Here is a 15,657-nt window from a genome sequence, read left to right as displayed (position 1 = left end):
CGATAGTGTGAAGACGCGACAATAGCAAGCTGCCAGGTCCTTTTTTTATGCCTTCCGCCAGGAGGGCTTTTTTTATTCACTAGTGACTTTATTATACATACCTAAACTTAATTTTTTTCTGCAACACATCTCCTGATGTGTTTTTTTCTATTTTCTAATATACATAACATTAATTATTATTCTATATATATAAGATGATCCTCAAAGTAATGATAAAATTACCAATATTTTACACATTATCATTTCTATTAATTGTTTAGGATAGGATGAGACTCTTATAATCCATAAATATAGGATGAGACTCTTATAATCCATAAATTTGGTAAAAACCAACCATAAAAAAGAAATAATTGGAGAAATTCACGCTATTATAGATATGATAGCGCATACATTTATTGCTGAAAAAGTGTTGAATTATTCAATGAAAAATTTATTAAAAAAGTTTAAAAAGGGCTTGATTTATCTGTTTTATTACGGTATTATATGACCGTTGTGAAACGCGAAGATGTGCGAGGTTGCTGAAACGCTGACAGCCGTTGTCATGAACGGAAGAGTGCTCAGGGAATTCGCATTGAGCGTTGTCTAACAAATAGACAAGGAGGAATAATCATGGCAAACAACAAAATCAGAATCAGACTTAAGTCTTTTGATCACAAGATCCTAGATGCTTCTGCAGAAAAGATCGTAGCTGCAGCTAAGAAGTCTGGTGCTCAGGTAGTTGGTCCTGTACCATTACCTACAGAAAAGGAAATTTATACGATCTTAAGAGCAGTTCACAAATATAAGGATTCTCGTGAACAGTTCGAAATCAGAACTCACAAACGTTTAATCGACGTAGTGAACCCTACACCAGAAACAGTTGATGTTTTAACTAGATTAGAAGTACCAAGTGGTGTAGATATTGAAATTAAGTTATAAGAAAGGTAAAAGGTGTAACTCATGAAAGGAATCTTAGGTCGTAAGATCGGAATGACTCAAGTTTTCGCTACTGATGGTAAGTTAATCCCAGTAACAGTTATCGAAGCAACTCCAAACGTAGTTCTTCAGAAGAAGACTGTTGAAACTGATGGATACAACGCAATCCAGGTTGGTTTCGAAGACAAGAGAGAAAAGCTTGCAAACAAGCCAGAAAAAGGTGTGGTTGCTAAGGCAAACACAGCTCCTAAGCGCTTCATTAAGGAATTTCGTTATGACGAAATGATGAGTTATGAAGTTGGACAGACAGTATCTGTTGATAGCTTTGTAGCTGGTGAAGTAGTTGACGTAACAGGTACAAGTAAAGGTAAAGGCTATCAGGGTGTTATCAAGAGACACGGACAGCACATCGGTCCAAAGGGACATGGTTCTGGAGCTCACAGAATCGTAGGTTCTATGGGTCCAATCGCTCCAAACAGAATTGCTCCTGGTAAGAATCTTCCAGGTCAGATGGGTGGAAACACAAGAACAGTTCAGAATCTTGAAATTGTTGCAGTTGATGCAGAAAAGAACGTATTACTAGTTAGTGGATCAGTACCTGGTCCTAAGAAAGGCTTAGTAATCGTTAAGTCTGGTATCAAGGCAAACGGAAAAACAAACGAAGCTGCTGAATTAGTAAATTATGCTACTGAAGCAGTTGCAGAATAATGAAGTGGAAGGAGGAAAAACTAATGTTGAATATTGCATTATTTAATCAGAATGGTGAAAAATTAAACGATTTAGAACTTAACGAAAACGTATTCGGAATCGAACCAAATAACCAGGCAATCTTTGATGTAGTCTTACTACAGAGAGCTTCATTAAGACAGGGTACTCACAAGGTGAAGAATCGTCACGAAGTTTCAGGCGGTGGAAAGAAACCTTGGAGACAGAAGGGTACAGGACGTGCTAGACAGGGTTCTATCCGTGCACCACAGTGGCGCGGTGGAGGAATTGTCTTTGGTCCTACTCCAAGAAGCTATGACTTCAAGATTAACAAGAAAGTTAAGAATCTTGCATTAAGATCTGTATTATCACAGAAAGTAATCGATCAGGAATTAGTTGCTTTAGATAATCTTGCTTTTGATACAATCAAGACTAAGAATGTTGTTAATTTCTTAGGTAACTTCGAAAACCCAAGAAAGACATTAATTGTTGTTGATACATTAGAAGAAAACTTAGTATTATCTGCTAGAAACGTTCCTGGTGTTAAAGTTATCGAAGCTAGAAACGTAAACGTTTATGACGTTATGGATTGCACAAAGCTTATGATGACTGAAAAAGCTATCAAGGCAGTTGAGGAGGTACTAAAATAATGGCTCACATTACTGACGTACTAAGAAAACCTGTTTTAACTGAAAAGACTATGAAGTTAATGCAGGAAGAAAACAAATATACTTTCGATGTTGCTTTATCATCAAACAAGACTGAAATCAAACAGGCTGTTGAAGCTATGTTCAATGTTAAGGTTACTAGCGTAAACACAATCAACGTTAGAGCTAAGACTAAGAGAGTTGGTCGTTATGTTGGTAAGACTGCTAGAAGAAAGAAAGCAATCGTAACTTTAGCAGAAGGTAACAGCATCAATTTATTCGGTGAAGAAGAATAATTAATATAAACTATTGAAATGCACTCCATTTCAGATATTTAAATAGGAGGATTAAACATGCCAATTAAAGCATATAAGCCTACAAGTAACGGTCGTAGAAACATGACTGCTTTGACTAAAGAAGAAATCACTACTTCTACTCCAGAGAAGTCATTACTTGCTCCTTATAAGAAAAAAGGTGGCCGTAACAACATGGGTCAGATCACTACTAGACATCATGGTGGTGGACATAAGAGAAAATACAGAGTTATTGATTTTAAGCGTAACAAGGATGGAGTACCTGGTAAGGTTGCTACTATCGAATACGATCCAAATAGATCTGCAAACATCGCTTTAATCAATTACGCTGATGGTGAAAAGAGATATATCCTAGCTCCTAAGGGACTAGAAGTAGGAACTGTAATTGTTTCTGGTGAAACTACTGACGTTAAAGTTGGTAACTGTATGGAAATGGGTAACATGCCTGAAGGTACAACTATCCACAATATTGAAATGCATCCTGGTAAGGGCGGACAGTTAGCTCGTTCTGCTGGTGTTTCAGCTCAGATCCTTGGTTCTGAAGAAAAATATGTAATTGTTAGACTTCAGTCTGGTGAAGTAAGAAAATTCTTAAAGAAGTGCCGTGCTACAGTTGGTGCTGTAGGTAACGAAGACCATGGTCTTGTTAATTACGGTAAAGCTGGACGTATGAGATGGAAAGGTGTTAGACCTACTGTTCGTGGTTCTGTAATGAACCCTAATGACCATCCACATGGTGGTGGTGAAGGTAAAACTTCAATCGGTCGTAAAGCTCCACTTACTCCTTGGGGTAAGAAAGCTCTTGGTGTTAAGACTAGAAACAGCAAGAAACATTCTAACAGATTGATCGTACGTCGTCGTAATGCTAAATAAGAAGGAGGATAAGTAATCATGGCAAGAAGTTTAAAAAAGGGACCTTTCGTCGATGAACATTTGATGAAAAAGGTTGAAGCATTAAATGCTGCTGGTAAAAAAGAAGTTATCAAAACTTGGTCAAGACGTTCTACTATTTTCCCTCAGTTTATTGAGCATACTTTCGCAGTATACAATGGTAAAGAACATATTCCAGTTTATGTAACAGAAGATATGGTTGGTCATAAGTTAGGAGAATTTGCTCCAACTAGAACATTCAAAGGCCACACAGCCAATGATAAGGCTGCTTAATAAATAGGAGGATTTGAACATGGAAGCAAGAGCAACAGCAAAAACTATTCGTGTATCACCTCAGAAAGCTAGATTAGTCGTTGACTTAGTCCGTGGTAAGTCAGTTAAGGAAGCACTCGGAATTCTTGAATTCACAAACAAGAGTGCTACTCCTGCTATTATCAAGGTTGTTAACTCTGCTAAGGCTAACGCTGTTAATAATGAAGGTGCAGACGAAGATAAGTTATATATTAAGAAGATTTATGTTGACGAAGGTCCAACATTAAAGAGATTCCGCGCAAGAGCTAAAGGTTCTGGAACTCAAATTTTAAAGAGAACATGCCACATCACTTGTGTGGTTGAAGAAAGATAGGAGGACGAACAATGGGTCAGAAAGTAAGTCCAGTTGGATTCCGTGTTGGTGTTAACCGTGATTGGAGTTCAAGATGGTATGCTGATAAGAAAGACTTTGCTAATTACTTATTAGAAGACGTTAAGATCCGTGAATTCTTAATGGCTAAGTTAAAGAAAGCATACGTAGCAAAGATCGATATTGAAAGATCAAAGAAACGCGTCAATATCTTTGTTCACACATCAAGACCTGGTGTAGTGATTGGTAAAGACGGAGAAGCTATTGATGCTTTAAGAAAAGAATTAATGGGTCTTATCAGTGATAAGAAAGTATTTATCAACGTAGTAGAAATTAAGAATGCTGATACTAACGCTCAGTTAGTAGCTGATAGAATCGCAGAACAGCTTGAAAACCGTGCTTCATTCAGAACAGTTCAGAAGAGAGCTATTCAGAATGCAATGAGAAACGGTGCCAAAGGTATTAAGACTTCAGTTTCAGGTCGTTTAGGCGGTGCTGATATCGCTAGAAGTGAAGGATATTCTGAAGGTGTAGTTCCACTACATACAATCAGAGCTGACATTGATTATGCCACTGCAGAAGCTGCTACTACTTATGGTAAGCTAGGAGTTAAAGTCTGGATTTGTAAGGGAGAAATTCTTCCTGCAAAGAAGAAAGGGGATAAATAATCATGTTGATGCCTAAGAGAACAAAATATAGAAGACCTCATAGAGTTAAATATGAAGGTAAGGCTAAGGGCGGTAAGACAGTTGCTTTCGGTGACTTCGGTTTAGTAGCTCTTGATGGTGCTTGGATCACTTCAAGACAGATTGAAGCAGCTCGTATCGCAATCAACCGTCATATGAACCGTGGTGGTAAGGTTTGGATTAGAATCTTCCCACACTTAGCAAAGACTAAGAAGCCTTTGGAAGTACGTATGGGTTCAGGTAAAGGTGCTCCAGAACAGTGGGTAGCTGTAGTTAAGAAAGGCCGCGTAATGTTCGAAGTTGGTCAGATTGATGAAGCAACTGCTCGTGAAGCATTAAGACTTGCTTCTCATAAGTTACCTGTCAGATGCAAGATTATTGGAAGAGGTGAGTAACTCATGAAAGTACAAGATATTAGAAGTATTGAAACAAAAGATCTACTTGTGAAAGTAGACGAATTCAAAAAAGAGTTATTTAGTTTAAGATTTCAGCAGGCAACTGGTCAGCTTGAAAATACTGCTCGTATCAAAGAAGTAAGAAAATCAATCGCAAAGATCAAAACAGTTATTAGAGAAAGAGAACTTGAAAAGTAGGAGAGAGATTATGGAAAGAAATAACAGAAAAGTCTATACTGGCACAGTCATCTCTACTAAGATGGACAAAACTATAACTGTACTTGTTGAAACACATGTAAAGCATAAATTATACGGAAAGCGTATGAATTCATCAAAGAAATTCCATGCACATGATGAAAATAATGAAGCACGTGTTGGAGATACAGTAAAGATTATGGCAACAAGACCATTATCTGCAACAAAGCGTTTCCGTTTAGTAGAAATCGTAAAGAAAGCAGAAATTATCTAATACAGTCTGAAAGGAGGTCACTACTATGATCCAGAACGAAAGTAGATTAAAAGTTGCTGACAATACAGGCGCTAAAGAAGTTTTAGTTATCAGAAACCTTGGTGGTTCAAATAGAAAGACAAGTAGCATCGGTGATATCGTTGTTGCTACTGTAAAGCAAGCGGCTCCAGGCGGAACTGTAAAGAAGGGTGAAGTCGTTAAAGCTGTTATCGTTAGAACAAGATACGGTGTACAGCGTGAAAACGGTTCAGTAATCCGTTTCGATGATAACGCATGCGTAATCATTAAAGATGACAATACACCTAAGGGTACACGTATCTTTGGCCCAGTCGCTAGAGAGTTAAGAGATGCTGATTTCATGAAAATCGTATCATTAGCTCCTGAAGTATTATAGGAGGAACGAAAGATATGAAATTACGTGTAGGTGATACAGTACAGGTCATTGCAGGCAGCGAAAAAGGCAAGACTGGTGAAATTCTTGCAATTAAAGGTAATAGAGTTGTCGTTGAAGGTGTCAAGAAGGTAACAAAGCATGTTAAACCTTCTCAGGCAGATCCTGAAGGCGGAATCATTACTGTAGAAGCTCCAATCGATGCTTCTAATGTTGCTTACTATGATACAAAAGCTAAGGAAATCGTTAAACTTGGCTACAAAATTGAAGATGGTAAAAAAGTACGTGTTAATAAGAAAACAGGTGCTGTAATCAAAAATAAGAAGAAATAAGGGGAAGGAGGATAATACATGAACCGTTTACAAGAACGTTATACAAACGAAATCACAAAGAACTTAATGAAGAAGTTCGGTTATGAATCTACAATGCAGATTCCTAAAATGGAAAAAATCGTTATTAATATCGGTGTTGGTGATGCAGTCAACAATTCTAAATTTTTAGAAGAAGCTGTAGAAGAATTGACATTAATCTCAGGGCAGAAGCCAATCGTTACTACTGCTAAGAAATCAATCGCTGGTTTCAAGGTACGTGAAGGTCAGGCTATCGGATGTAAAGTCACTTTACGTGGTGAAAGAATGTATGAATTCTTAGATAAGTTAGTAAGTATTTCACTTCCTCGTGTAAGAGACTTCAGAGGAGTACCTAAGAATTCATTTGATGGAAGAGGTAACTACACTTTAGGTGTTAAAGAACAGTTAATCTTCCCTGAAATTGATTTCGATAAGGTTGCAAAGTTAAGAGGTATGGATATCGTATTTGTTACTAGTGCAAAGACTGACGAAGAAGGTCGCGCTTTATTAACAGAACTTGGCATGCCTTTTGCTAAATAATTAGGAGGACAGAATTATGGCAAAAACATCAATGAAAGTTAAACAGCAACGTCCTCAGAAATACAAAGTTCGTGAATATACTAGATGCGAACGTTGTGGACGCCCACATTCAGTTATTAGAAAATTCAAGTTATGCCGTATTTGCTTCAGAGAATTAGCTTATAAAGGTGAAATTCCTGGTGTTAAGAAGGCAAGCTGGTAATTTATAAGTCACATACGGAAGGAGGACATATAAATGGTTACAACAGATCCAATTGCAGATATGTTAACTAGAATTCGTAATGCGAATCAGCAGAAACATGAAACTGTTTCTATCCCTTACTCAAACCTAAAGAATGATTTAGCAAAAATCTTAAAGAATGAAGGTTTTGTTACTGACTTCGTAGTGAATGAAGAAGGAAATCATAAGAATATTGTTATTACATTAAAATATAAAGGTAACGAAAGAGTTATCACTGGTTTAAAGAGAGTTTCTAAACCAGGTTTACGTCAGTATGCTAAAGTAAACGAAATTCCTAAAGTATTAAATGGTTTAGGTATCGTAGTATTATCTACTTCTCAAGGACTTATGACTGATAAAGAAGCAAGAGCTAAGAATATCGGTGGAGAAGTATTAGCTTATATCTGGTAATAAAATTATTTAGGAGGTAAAACAATGTCTCGTATTGGTAAAAAGATTATTATCGTACCTGAAGGTGTAAACGTAGACGTTGCTGCTGATAACACTGTCACTGTTACAGGTCCTAAGGGAACTCTTACTAGACAGTTCTCTAACTTAATTACTATCGAAGTAAATGGTAATGAAATCGAATGTAAGAGACACAGTGAAGAAAAAACAAACAAGCAGTTACATGGTACAACTAGAGCTTTACTTGCAAATATGATCGAAGGCGTTAAAGATGGTTTCTCTAAGAAACTTGAAATCGTTGGTATCGGTTATAGAGCTCAGATGCAGGGTAATAAATTAGTAATGAATATTGGTTATTCACACCCAGTAGAAGTTGAAATCGAAGAAGGTGTGAAAGTTGAATGTCCATCAGCTACTGAAATCACAGTATCTGGTATCTCTAAAGAAAGAGTTGGACATGTCGCTTCAGTAATCAGAGCTTGGAAGAAGCCTGAACCTTATAAGGGTAAAGGTATTAAATATTCTGATGAACATATCATCAGAAAAGAAGGTAAAACTGCTGGTAAGAAGTAGTTATAAACTAAGGAGGAAAATCGAATCATGGCAAAGAATGAATCACGTAACGTTATCCGTTTAAGACGTCATGCTAGAGTTCGTAATAAGATTTCTGGAACTCCAGAAAGACCACGTCTTAATGTGTTCCGTTCAAACTCTCATATTCATGTACAGATCATCGATGACACTAAGGGTGTAACTCTTGTATCAGCATCTTCTGTAGACATGAAGTTAGAAAATGGTTCAAACATTGAAGCAGCTGCTGCTGTTGGTGCAGAAATCGCTAAGAGAGCACTTGCTAAAAATATTGATGTAGTAGTATTCGACCGTGGTGGTTATATCTATCATGGTAGAGTAAAGGCACTTGCAGAAGCTGCAAGAGAAGCTGGATTAAAATTCTAAGAGGGAGGTCAAATAATGGAAGAACGTAAACCTAGAGAAAATTCTAGAGAAAACTCTAGAAGAGGCAATAACCCTAGAAGAAATAGAAAAAACAACAGAAGACAGAGAGCTCCTAAGGAATTCGAAACAAGAGTTGTTACTATCAACCGTGTTACTAAAGTTGTTAAGGGTGGACGTAAAATGCGTTTCGCTGCTTTAGTAGTAATTGGTGATAGAAAGGGTCGTGTTGGTTTCGGTACAGGTAAAGCTAACGAAGTACCTGATGCAATTAGAAAAGCTGAAGAAGCTGCTAAGAGAAACCTTATCACTGTTCCATCAATTAATGGTACAATCCCTCATGAAATTACAGGTAACTTCAAGTCTGGTTCAGTATTCTTAAGACCAGCTGCTAAAGGTACTGGTATCATCGCTGGTGGACCTGTCCGTGCAGTAGTTGAATTAGCAGGTTACTCTGATATCTTATCTAAGTCACTTGGATCAAGAACTCCAATTAACATGGTAAGAGCAACAATCGAAGGTTTAGCATCATTAAAGACTGCTGAACAGGTAGCAGAATTAAGAGACATCACAGTCGAAAAGATTTATGGATAGGAGGAGCGTAAAAATGGCAGAAAATAAAAAAGTTGTGATTACGCTTGTAAAAAGCCCTATTGGTGGTAAAGAAAACCAGAAGGCTACTCTTAAAGCGTTAGGATTAAACAAAATGCATGCTTCTGTTGAAAAGTATGAAACAGAAACAATCAAAGGCATGATCAACGCAGTAAGACACCTAGTAAAAGTTGAAGACAAGTAGGAGGTGTAAACAATGAAATTACATGAACTCAAATACAATGACGGCGCACGTCGTAACAGAAATCGTGTAGGTCGTGGTACAAGCTCTGGTAATGGTAAGACATCTGGTAGAGGTCAGAAAGGTCAGGGCGCTAGATCTGGTGGAGGTAAGAAACCAGGATTTGAAGGTGGACAGACTCCATTATTCATGCGCTTACCAAAGCGTGGCTTCACTAATCATAATGCTAAGGAATATGCAATCATCAACGTTGAAGACTTAAACAAGTTCGAAAATGGTGCTGTTGTAGATTTAGAAGCAGTTATGGAAGCTAAGCTAGTCAAGAAAGCATTAGACGGTTTAAAAGTCTTAGGCAGAGGCGAATTAAATGTTGCTTTAACAGTAAAGGCTAGCAAATTCTCAAAATCAGCTGTAAAGGCAATTGAAGCTGCAGGTGGAAAAACTGAGGTGATCTAAGATGCTAAACTTTTTTAAAGAAGTATTTAAAAAAGGTGAATTGCGTCGTAAGGTCGTCTTTACACTAGGTATACTATTCGTATTCCGTTTAGGAGCAGGCATTGTGATTCCTTATATTGATACAAGTGCAATCACAAGCGCTGCTACCTCTTCAGGAATCTTCGGAATTATGAATATGCTTGGTGGAGGAACATTGGAGAAATTCTCATTATTTTCTTTGGGGGTTTCTCCTTATATTACATCTTCTATTATTATTGAGTTATTGTCTATGGATGTAATCCCAGCTTTAGCTCAGTGGAATAAAGAAGGTAATACAGGAAAAAAGAAAAAGGATAAAGTAACTCGTGTGTTAACGCTTGCATTAGCAATAATTCAAGGTGGGTCATTGACATATGCATTCGATAAGGGTTATAGTATTCTAGCGAGTAGTTCTATTTGGACATACGTCTATGTAGTTATAGTTATGGCTGCAGGTTCTATGTTCACAATGTGGTTAGGTGATCAGATTACTATTAAAGGTGTAGGTAATGGTACTTCACTATTGATCTTCACTGGTATCGTCGCTAACCTTCCAAATAGTTTTATCTCGTCTTTTAAATCAATGGTTACATTCGGAAGTGCTTATAAGACTGTAACTAGCTTAGCTTGGTACATCTTATTTGTTATCGTATATTTAGCCATTGTCGTGTTTGTTGTATTTGAAGAAGGAGCAATAAGAAAAATTCCTATTATCTATGCAACAAATACACAGACAGTCATGCATACTAAAGAATCTACTAATCTTCCAATTAAGATTAATAGTTCTTCAGTTATTCCAGTTATCTTTGCTGCATCAGTTTTAGCAGCACCAAGAACAATTATCAGTTTCATGAAGTCTACTTCTACAACTCAGATGATTGACAATATCTTGAATTATCAGAAACCTATAGGATTCGTTCTCTATATCGTTATGATTATTCTATTCACATTCTTCTATTCTAATTTACAGATTGACGCTAAGAAGATCAGTGAAGATTTAAAGAAGAGTGGTGGCGCAATTCCTGGTGTTCGTACTGGTGATGATACAAAGAAATATATCGGAACTGTCTTAAATCGTGTAACTGTGGTAGGATCTCTATTCCTAGCAATCATTGCATCTATTCCAATCATCGCTCCAGAAATCTGGAAGATGACATCAAATAATGCATTGTCTCTAGGGGGTACAGGATTGATTATCGTAACTGGTGTTGCGTTAGAAACTGTAAGAGCAATAAAAAGTATGTTGACAAGAAGAGAATATCATGGTTATATAAGAAAGTAGCAATTAGAAGGAGGAATAGAATTTGAATATTATTCTTATGGGCCCTCCTGGGGCAGGCAAAGGAACTCAGGCTAAAAAATTAGTGGAGGAGTACGGCTTGTACCAGATCTCAACTGGTGACCTTTTTAGAAAAGCTTTAAAGGAAAAAACAAAGTTCGGGGTAATTGCTAGTTATTTTATTCAATTTGGGCATCTTGTTCCAGATGAATATACAGTTGAAATGGTAAGGGAATTCTTAAAGGAAAATATTGATTCTTTTAAGAACGGTTTTATTCTTGATGGTTTCCCAAGAACTATCATTCAGGCTAGAGAACTAGAAAGTATCGCGAAAGAATTTGGCTTTGATATTGATGCTGTCATCAATATTGATGTGCCATCTGAAAAGTTAATCAAGAGACTTTCAGGTCGTAGAACTTGTAAGGATTGTGGAACCACTTATCATGTCGTTTTCAATCCACCAAAAACTGAAGGCGTATGCGACAAGTGTGGTGGAGAACTCTATCAGCGTCCTGATGAGAGCGAAGAAGCTGTACAGGTTAGACTTGATACTTATGAAAAGCAGACTAGACCACTTATTGACTATTATACAATGAAGGGTGAATTAACTAACGTTAATGGCGATCAGTCTATGGATGCTGTTTATGCAGATATCAAGAAAAATCTGGAGGCCAAATAATGATTACAATCAAGGATGAACGTGAAATTGACCTAATGAGACATGCTGGTCATGTTGTAGGTTTAGTTCATCAGGAACTCGCTAAATGGCTTAAACCGGGTTTAACAACAGAACAGGTATCTGATTTCTGTGAAAAGATTATAAGAAAGAATGGTTGTACACCATCTTTCTTAAATCTTTATAATTTTCCTGGTGCTGTTTGCACGTCTGTAAATGATGTTGTCGTTCATGGCATTCCTAATGGTTATGTACTTAAAGATGGAGATATTATTTCTGTGGATGTAGGTGCATGCTGGAAAGGATATCATGGGGACTCTGCGTGGACATTTGCGATTGGCAATGTGTCTCCACAGGCTAAACATCTTATGGAAGTATGTGAACAGTCGCTTTATGCTGGTTTAGAACAAGTTAAACCAGGTAACAGAGTTTCTGATATTTCACATGCTGTTCAGACTTACCTTGAAAGTCATGGCTGCTCAACGCCTAGAGACTATACAGGACATGGCATTGGCACAGAGGTTCATGAAGATCCTAGCATTCCTAACTGGGGTGAACCAGGCAGAGGACCAAAATTAAGAAAAGGTATGTGTATTGCAGTTGAACCTATGGCACACTTAGGCAAAGCCGAGGTTAAAGTAATGGATGATAATTGGACAGTAAAGACTGCAGACCATTCATTAGCTGCACATTATGAACATACTGTAGCTATCACTGAAGATGGCTATGAAATCATGACAAAGGTACATAAGGAGTTGATCGATTTTGGCAAAGAAGAAAGATGACGTAATTGAAGTCCAGGCAACGGTCGTAGAAACATTACCAAACGCAATGTTTAAAGTCCAGCTGGATAATGGAGTAGTTATTTTAGCTCACGTTTCTGGTAAAATCCGTATGAATTACATTCGCATTTTACCAGGGGACAAAGTAACAGTAGAAATTTCTCCATATGATTTAACACGTGGGCGAATCACATTTAGACACAAATAGATCTTCCCAAAGGAGGCAGACACAAGATGAAAGTAAGACCATCTGTAAAACCAATCTGCGATAAGTGCAGAGTAATCAAGCGTAAGGGTAGAGTAATGGTAATCTGTGAAAACCCAAAGCATAAACAGAGACAAGGTTAATTATTTTTAGGAGGAACAATAGACAATGGCTCGTATAGCTGGTATTGATATCCCACGCGATAAGCGTGTGGTAGTTTCTTTAACTTATATCTATGGTATTGGTCCAACAACAGCTAAGAAAATCTTAGCAGCTGCTGGCGTTTCTGAAGATGTTAGAGTAAAGGATCTTACAGAAGAAGAAGAAACAAAAATTCGTAAAGAAGTTGAACATATTAAAACTGAAGGTGACCTTCGTAGAGAAACTCAGTTAAACATTAAGAGATTAATGGAAATTGGTTGCTACAGAGGGCTTCGCCATCGTAAAGGACTTCCAGTACGTGGACAGAGAACTAAGACTAACGCTAGAACGCGTAAAGGTAAAGCTACTCCAATTGCTGGAAAGAAGAAGTAGTAGGAGGCAGAACAAATGGCAAAACAAGTTGTACGTGGTAAAAAACGTGTAAAGAAGAATATAGCAAAAGGTATTGCTCATGTTCATTCAACATTCAACAATACAATCGTAACAGTTGCTGATGAACACGGTAACGTTATTAGCTGGTCAAGCGCTGGTGCTCTTGGATTCAAAGGTTCAAGAAAATCTACTCCATATGCTGCTCAGATGGCTGCTGAAGCTGCTGCAAAGGCATCTATGGATCATGGTATGAAATCTGTTGAAGTATGTGTAAAAGGTCCTGGTCCAGGACGTGAAGCTGCTGTTAGAGCTCTTTCAGCTGCTGGTTTAGAAGTAACTGCAATCACTGACGTTACTCCAATCCCACATAACGGATGTCGTCCACCAAAACGTCCTCGTGGATAATTTGATTTATATTACATTTATATAAAATAAATATCTCAAAGAGGAGGGAAACAATGCAAAAGTTTGAAAAAGCAAATTTCACTGTTGATACATACAATGAAGATGAAAATTATGGTAAGTTTATCATCGAACCTTTAGAAAGAGGTTTTGGTACTACTTTAGGTAACTCTTTAAGAAGAGTATTATTATCATCTATGCCAGGTGCTGCAGTATTTGCAGTAAAAATCAATGGCGCTATTCATGAATTCTCAGCAGTTGATGGTGTTTTAGAAGATGTTACAGCTATCATCTTAAATATTAAGAAATTAGTATTTGAATTAGATTCTGATGAAGATGTAACAATGGTTATTGATGTAACTGGTCCAGCTACTGTAACTGGTGCAGACATTCAATGTCCTTCTGAAGTTAAGATAATTTCTAATGATTTAGTAATTGCTCATGTTGCTGAAGGTCAGCATTTCTATATGGAAATGTATGCTCATAAAGATAGAGGTTACATGAGTGCAGATCAGAATAAGAAGTTCGTTAACAGTGTTGACGTAATTCCTACTGATTCTATCTTCTCTCCTGTTGTTAATGTAGCATACTTAGTTGAACCAACTCGTGTTGGTCAGTCAGCAAAGTATGATCAGTTAACTATGGAGATTACAACTGATGGTTCAATTAAACCTCATGAAGTTCTTGCAATTGCTGCAAAAGTATTAGTTGAACATTTAAATATGTTCGTTGAATTAACTGATCAGGCAATGAATATGGACGTTATGAGTGAAGTACAGCAAGACACAGGCAACAAGGTTCTTGATATGACTATTGAAGAACTTGACCTTTCTGTACGTTCATACAACTGCTTAAAGAGAGCAGGAATTCAGACTGTTCAAGAATTAGCTTCTAAGACTGAAGACGATATGATTAAGGTTCGTAACCTTGGTAAGAAGTCTTTAAAAGAAGTTAAAGAAAAATTAAATGAATTAGGTCTTGGTTTTAAACCAATGGACTAAGTTTGTGGAAGGAGTACACTAATGGCAAACAATAGAAAATTAGGCCGTGTATCTAGTCATAGAAAAGCTATGTTACGTAACTTAGCTACTGATGTCATCATGCATGGTAAGATTGAAACAACTGCTACTCGTGCTAAAGAAGTACGTAAAGTCGTTGATAAATTAATCACTCTTGGTATTAGAGGAGATCTTCATGCTAGAAGACAGGCTGCTGCTATTCTTCAGAATGTAGTAGATCCAGCAACTGGAAAGACAGCTGTACAGGTTCTATTTGATGATGTTGCACCTAAGTTCAAAGGTAAGAACGGTGGTTATACTAGAGTTATCAAAACTTATAACCGTAAAGGTGACAATGCCCCAATGGCAATCATCGGATTATTCTAATCACAAAGCCCCTATGGTTTCATAGGGGTTTTTATTTTCCTCTATTTTGTAAATGGTATTCACAAATTCATAAAATGTAAGGGCTTATCTTTGTCAACTAGGTTTAAAGTGGTTTTTAAATCATTGTTTATGAGTAAATATAAGACTATGATGAACTCGTAAAGAAAAGAGGAGGAGCAATTATGAATATAGATATTAATAAGATTTTAGATCAAGCAAAGGAATCATATGATCGTTATTTCAAGGATACACCAAAATTACCAGAAAACCATGGGCAGGATGTAGTCTTTAACAAAGAAAAGATGAGGGAAATAATCAATGAAAAAGTGAATCAGCTTGAAGGACATGTCAATAACTTAAATACACTCAAGAAAGAACTTGAAGGTGAATCTGCAATGGTTCTTAATAACACATTCCCTAAAGATAAAGAAGAATATACTAAGACAACTGTGAACCAGATGCTTAAAGATTATGAAGAAGAAAGAAAAAGAATTGATGATTTAGAAAAGAAGCTTGATGAAATCAAGAAATAATGGAGGAAATAAGTGTGAAACAAAAATCAATCAAAACGTATAAAAAAAGACAAACTTAAAAACAAGTTTGAATAATTTAGAAAAAAT

General features: G+C 36.9%; 31 protein-coding genes. All 31 read left to right on the top strand.

The features are described from left to right. Positions 1-609 precede the first annotated feature (609 nt). Complete coding sequence (rpsJ, locus tag ABUA27_RS08985) at positions 610-918, top strand: 30S ribosomal protein S10 (RefSeq protein WP_006505622.1); 309 nt, start codon at positions 610-612, stop codon at positions 916-918. A gap of 21 nt (positions 919-939) precedes the next feature. Further along, on the top strand, positions 940-1,623 hold the full coding sequence (rplC, locus tag ABUA27_RS08980; protein ID WP_287846317.1) for a 50S ribosomal protein L3: 684 nt from the start codon (positions 940-942) through the stop codon (positions 1,621-1,623). Between the two features lie 23 nt (positions 1,624-1,646). Next, a complete protein-coding gene (gene rplD, locus ABUA27_RS08975; protein WP_117458130.1) occupies positions 1,647-2,270 on the top strand; it encodes a 50S ribosomal protein L4 in 624 nt (207 codons plus the stop codon). Continuing rightward, the gene (gene rplW, locus ABUA27_RS08970) at positions 2,270-2,563 is read left to right on the top strand and encodes a 50S ribosomal protein L23 (RefSeq protein WP_006505625.1); all 294 of its coding nucleotides are present in this window, start codon (positions 2,270-2,272) and stop codon (positions 2,561-2,563) included. Before rplD ends, rplW begins: the two co-directional genes overlap by 1 nt. A gap of 57 nt (positions 2,564-2,620) precedes the next feature. Then, positions 2,621-3,454, top strand: coding sequence for a 50S ribosomal protein L2 (gene rplB, locus ABUA27_RS08965; RefSeq protein WP_022425052.1), 834 nt, complete (start codon positions 2,621-2,623; stop codon positions 3,452-3,454). An 18-nt stretch (positions 3,455-3,472) separates the two neighbouring features. Then, the gene (gene rpsS, locus ABUA27_RS08960; protein ID WP_006505627.1) at positions 3,473-3,745 is read left to right on the top strand and encodes a 30S ribosomal protein S19; all 273 of its coding nucleotides are present in this window, start codon (positions 3,473-3,475) and stop codon (positions 3,743-3,745) included. Positions 3,746-3,764: 19 nt separating this feature from the next. Beyond that, the gene (gene rplV, locus ABUA27_RS08955; protein WP_006505628.1) at positions 3,765-4,097 is read left to right on the top strand and encodes a 50S ribosomal protein L22; all 333 of its coding nucleotides are present in this window, start codon (positions 3,765-3,767) and stop codon (positions 4,095-4,097) included. An 11-nt stretch (positions 4,098-4,108) separates the two neighbouring features. Next, entirely contained in the window at positions 4,109-4,762 is a 654-nt protein-coding gene (gene rpsC, locus ABUA27_RS08950; protein WP_022425051.1) for a 30S ribosomal protein S3, read from the top strand. Between the two features lie 2 nt (positions 4,763-4,764). Then, a complete protein-coding gene (gene rplP, locus ABUA27_RS08945) occupies positions 4,765-5,175 on the top strand; it encodes a 50S ribosomal protein L16 (RefSeq protein WP_006505630.1) in 411 nt (136 codons plus the stop codon). Between the two features lie 3 nt (positions 5,176-5,178). Then, positions 5,179-5,373, top strand: coding sequence for a 50S ribosomal protein L29 (gene rpmC, locus ABUA27_RS08940; protein WP_129981740.1), 195 nt, complete (start codon positions 5,179-5,181; stop codon positions 5,371-5,373). Between the two features lie 10 nt (positions 5,374-5,383). Continuing rightward, entirely contained in the window at positions 5,384-5,644 is a 261-nt protein-coding gene (rpsQ, locus tag ABUA27_RS08935; RefSeq protein WP_006505632.1) for a 30S ribosomal protein S17, read from the top strand. Positions 5,645-5,669: 25 nt separating this feature from the next. After that, positions 5,670-6,038 (top strand): 50S ribosomal protein L14, encoded by a 369-nt coding sequence (rplN, locus tag ABUA27_RS08930; RefSeq protein ID WP_006505633.1) that lies wholly within the window; start codon positions 5,670-5,672, stop codon positions 6,036-6,038. 14 nt (positions 6,039-6,052) lie between these two features. Further along, positions 6,053-6,367, top strand: a complete 315-nt coding sequence (rplX, locus tag ABUA27_RS08925) for a 50S ribosomal protein L24 (protein WP_129981741.1) — start codon at positions 6,053-6,055, stop codon at positions 6,365-6,367. 18 nt (positions 6,368-6,385) lie between these two features. Then, positions 6,386-6,925 carry a 50S ribosomal protein L5 gene (rplE, locus tag ABUA27_RS08920; RefSeq protein WP_129981742.1) on the top strand — a complete coding sequence of 180 codons (540 nt, stop codon included), beginning with the start codon at positions 6,386-6,388 and terminating at the stop codon, positions 6,923-6,925. A gap of 16 nt (positions 6,926-6,941) precedes the next feature. Continuing rightward, positions 6,942-7,127 carry a type Z 30S ribosomal protein S14 gene (locus tag ABUA27_RS08915; RefSeq protein ID WP_003536834.1) on the top strand — a complete coding sequence of 62 codons (186 nt, stop codon included), beginning with the start codon at positions 6,942-6,944 and terminating at the stop codon, positions 7,125-7,127. Positions 7,128-7,160: 33 nt separating this feature from the next. After that, positions 7,161-7,556, top strand: coding sequence for a 30S ribosomal protein S8 (rpsH, locus tag ABUA27_RS08910; RefSeq protein ID WP_129981743.1), 396 nt, complete (start codon positions 7,161-7,163; stop codon positions 7,554-7,556). Positions 7,557-7,580: 24 nt separating this feature from the next. Further along, the gene (rplF, locus tag ABUA27_RS08905; RefSeq protein WP_129981744.1) at positions 7,581-8,126 is read left to right on the top strand and encodes a 50S ribosomal protein L6; all 546 of its coding nucleotides are present in this window, start codon (positions 7,581-7,583) and stop codon (positions 8,124-8,126) included. A gap of 27 nt (positions 8,127-8,153) precedes the next feature. Then, the gene (gene rplR / locus ABUA27_RS08900; RefSeq protein ID WP_349820583.1) at positions 8,154-8,510 is read left to right on the top strand and encodes a 50S ribosomal protein L18; all 357 of its coding nucleotides are present in this window, start codon (positions 8,154-8,156) and stop codon (positions 8,508-8,510) included. A gap of 15 nt (positions 8,511-8,525) precedes the next feature. Next, on the top strand, positions 8,526-9,101 hold the full coding sequence (gene rpsE / locus ABUA27_RS08895) for a 30S ribosomal protein S5 (protein WP_117458136.1): 576 nt from the start codon (positions 8,526-8,528) through the stop codon (positions 9,099-9,101). A gap of 13 nt (positions 9,102-9,114) precedes the next feature. After that, entirely contained in the window at positions 9,115-9,303 is a 189-nt protein-coding gene (rpmD, locus tag ABUA27_RS08890) for a 50S ribosomal protein L30 (RefSeq protein ID WP_022425045.1), read from the top strand. 12 nt (positions 9,304-9,315) lie between these two features. Further along, entirely contained in the window at positions 9,316-9,756 is a 441-nt protein-coding gene (gene rplO / locus ABUA27_RS08885; RefSeq protein ID WP_006505641.1) for a 50S ribosomal protein L15, read from the top strand. Between the two features lies 1 nt (position 9,757). Next, on the top strand, positions 9,758-11,056 hold the full coding sequence (secY, locus tag ABUA27_RS08880) for a preprotein translocase subunit SecY (protein WP_129981745.1): 1,299 nt from the start codon (positions 9,758-9,760) through the stop codon (positions 11,054-11,056). A 22-nt stretch (positions 11,057-11,078) separates the two neighbouring features. Further along, entirely contained in the window at positions 11,079-11,732 is a 654-nt protein-coding gene (locus tag ABUA27_RS08875; protein WP_022425043.1) for an adenylate kinase, read from the top strand. Further along, entirely contained in the window at positions 11,732-12,514 is a 783-nt protein-coding gene (gene map, locus ABUA27_RS08870; protein ID WP_022425042.1) for a type I methionyl aminopeptidase, read from the top strand. Before ABUA27_RS08875 ends, map begins: the two co-directional genes overlap by 1 nt. Further along, positions 12,495-12,719, top strand: coding sequence for a translation initiation factor IF-1 (infA, locus tag ABUA27_RS08865; RefSeq protein WP_006505645.1), 225 nt, complete (start codon positions 12,495-12,497; stop codon positions 12,717-12,719). The genes map and infA overlap by 20 nt, the downstream gene beginning before the upstream one ends. Before the next feature lie 26 nt (positions 12,720-12,745). After that, on the top strand, positions 12,746-12,859 hold the full coding sequence (rpmJ, locus tag ABUA27_RS08860; protein ID WP_006505646.1) for a 50S ribosomal protein L36: 114 nt from the start codon (positions 12,746-12,748) through the stop codon (positions 12,857-12,859). Positions 12,860-12,884: 25 nt separating this feature from the next. After that, positions 12,885-13,250, top strand: coding sequence for a 30S ribosomal protein S13 (gene rpsM / locus ABUA27_RS08855; protein ID WP_022425041.1), 366 nt, complete (start codon positions 12,885-12,887; stop codon positions 13,248-13,250). A 15-nt stretch (positions 13,251-13,265) separates the two neighbouring features. Next, positions 13,266-13,655 (top strand): 30S ribosomal protein S11, encoded by a 390-nt coding sequence (gene rpsK / locus ABUA27_RS08850; RefSeq protein WP_006505648.1) that lies wholly within the window; start codon positions 13,266-13,268, stop codon positions 13,653-13,655. Positions 13,656-13,708: 53 nt separating this feature from the next. Further along, positions 13,709-14,653, top strand: a complete 945-nt coding sequence (locus ABUA27_RS08845) for a DNA-directed RNA polymerase subunit alpha (protein WP_129981746.1) — start codon at positions 13,709-13,711, stop codon at positions 14,651-14,653. A gap of 21 nt (positions 14,654-14,674) precedes the next feature. Beyond that, positions 14,675-15,037, top strand: a complete 363-nt coding sequence (gene rplQ, locus ABUA27_RS08840) for a 50S ribosomal protein L17 (protein ID WP_006505650.1) — start codon at positions 14,675-14,677, stop codon at positions 15,035-15,037. Between the two features lie 182 nt (positions 15,038-15,219). Continuing rightward, the gene (locus ABUA27_RS08835) at positions 15,220-15,570 is read left to right on the top strand and encodes a hypothetical protein (protein WP_129981971.1); all 351 of its coding nucleotides are present in this window, start codon (positions 15,220-15,222) and stop codon (positions 15,568-15,570) included. Positions 15,571-15,657: the final 87 nt, after the last annotated feature.

The organism is Catenibacterium sp. RTP21428st1_D7_RTP21428_210409, assembly GCF_040227455.1.
In the GTDB taxonomy this organism is placed as follows: Bacteria; Bacillota_I; Bacilli_A; order Erysipelotrichales; family Coprobacillaceae; genus Catenibacterium; species Catenibacterium mitsuoka_A.
The sequence above is the reverse complement of the archived record's forward strand: the minus strand, read 5'-3'. Positions and strand labels throughout refer to the sequence as shown.

Excerpts from the sequence above, each read along its gene's own strand:
- rpsK (WP_006505648.1), top strand. The coding sequence starts at position 13,266 with ATGGCAAAACAAGTTGTACGTGGTAAAAAACGTGTAAAGAAGAATATA.
- map (WP_022425042.1), top strand. The coding sequence starts at position 11,732 with ATGATTACAATCAAGGATGAACGTGAAATTGACCTAATGAGACATGCT.
- secY (WP_129981745.1), top strand. The coding sequence starts at position 9,758 with ATGCTAAACTTTTTTAAAGAAGTATTTAAAAAAGGTGAATTGCGTCGT.
- rplP (WP_006505630.1), top strand. The coding sequence starts at position 4,765 with ATGTTGATGCCTAAGAGAACAAAATATAGAAGACCTCATAGAGTTAAA.
- rpmJ (WP_006505646.1), top strand. The coding sequence starts at position 12,746 with ATGAAAGTAAGACCATCTGTAAAACCAATCTGCGATAAGTGCAGAGTA.
- rplX (WP_129981741.1), top strand. The coding sequence starts at position 6,053 with ATGAAATTACGTGTAGGTGATACAGTACAGGTCATTGCAGGCAGCGAA.
- rpmD (WP_022425045.1), top strand. The coding sequence starts at position 9,115 with ATGGCAGAAAATAAAAAAGTTGTGATTACGCTTGTAAAAAGCCCTATT.
- rplC (WP_287846317.1), top strand. The coding sequence starts at position 940 with ATGAAAGGAATCTTAGGTCGTAAGATCGGAATGACTCAAGTTTTCGCT.
- rpsC (WP_022425051.1), top strand. The coding sequence starts at position 4,109 with ATGGGTCAGAAAGTAAGTCCAGTTGGATTCCGTGTTGGTGTTAACCGT.
- rplR (WP_349820583.1), top strand. The coding sequence starts at position 8,154 with ATGGCAAAGAATGAATCACGTAACGTTATCCGTTTAAGACGTCATGCT.
- rpsM (WP_022425041.1), top strand. The coding sequence starts at position 12,885 with ATGGCTCGTATAGCTGGTATTGATATCCCACGCGATAAGCGTGTGGTA.
- rplW (WP_006505625.1), top strand. The coding sequence starts at position 2,270 with ATGGCTCACATTACTGACGTACTAAGAAAACCTGTTTTAACTGAAAAG.
- rpsH (WP_129981743.1), top strand. The coding sequence starts at position 7,161 with ATGGTTACAACAGATCCAATTGCAGATATGTTAACTAGAATTCGTAAT.
- rpsQ (WP_006505632.1), top strand. The coding sequence starts at position 5,384 with ATGGAAAGAAATAACAGAAAAGTCTATACTGGCACAGTCATCTCTACT.
- ABUA27_RS08845 (WP_129981746.1), top strand. The coding sequence starts at position 13,709 with ATGCAAAAGTTTGAAAAAGCAAATTTCACTGTTGATACATACAATGAA.
- ABUA27_RS08835 (WP_129981971.1), top strand. The coding sequence starts at position 15,220 with ATGAATATAGATATTAATAAGATTTTAGATCAAGCAAAGGAATCATAT.
- rplQ (WP_006505650.1), top strand. The coding sequence starts at position 14,675 with ATGGCAAACAATAGAAAATTAGGCCGTGTATCTAGTCATAGAAAAGCT.
- rplE (WP_129981742.1), top strand. The coding sequence starts at position 6,386 with ATGAACCGTTTACAAGAACGTTATACAAACGAAATCACAAAGAACTTA.
- rpmC (WP_129981740.1), top strand. The coding sequence starts at position 5,179 with ATGAAAGTACAAGATATTAGAAGTATTGAAACAAAAGATCTACTTGTG.
- rpsS (WP_006505627.1), top strand. The coding sequence starts at position 3,473 with ATGGCAAGAAGTTTAAAAAAGGGACCTTTCGTCGATGAACATTTGATG.
- ABUA27_RS08915 (WP_003536834.1), top strand. The coding sequence starts at position 6,942 with ATGGCAAAAACATCAATGAAAGTTAAACAGCAACGTCCTCAGAAATAC.
- rplB (WP_022425052.1), top strand. The coding sequence starts at position 2,621 with ATGCCAATTAAAGCATATAAGCCTACAAGTAACGGTCGTAGAAACATG.
- rplV (WP_006505628.1), top strand. The coding sequence starts at position 3,765 with ATGGAAGCAAGAGCAACAGCAAAAACTATTCGTGTATCACCTCAGAAA.
- rpsE (WP_117458136.1), top strand. The coding sequence starts at position 8,526 with ATGGAAGAACGTAAACCTAGAGAAAATTCTAGAGAAAACTCTAGAAGA.
- rplD (WP_117458130.1), top strand. The coding sequence starts at position 1,647 with ATGTTGAATATTGCATTATTTAATCAGAATGGTGAAAAATTAAACGAT.
- rplO (WP_006505641.1), top strand. The coding sequence starts at position 9,316 with ATGAAATTACATGAACTCAAATACAATGACGGCGCACGTCGTAACAGA.
- rplN (WP_006505633.1), top strand. The coding sequence starts at position 5,670 with ATGATCCAGAACGAAAGTAGATTAAAAGTTGCTGACAATACAGGCGCT.
- rpsJ (WP_006505622.1), top strand. The coding sequence starts at position 610 with ATGGCAAACAACAAAATCAGAATCAGACTTAAGTCTTTTGATCACAAG.
- rplF (WP_129981744.1), top strand. The coding sequence starts at position 7,581 with ATGTCTCGTATTGGTAAAAAGATTATTATCGTACCTGAAGGTGTAAAC.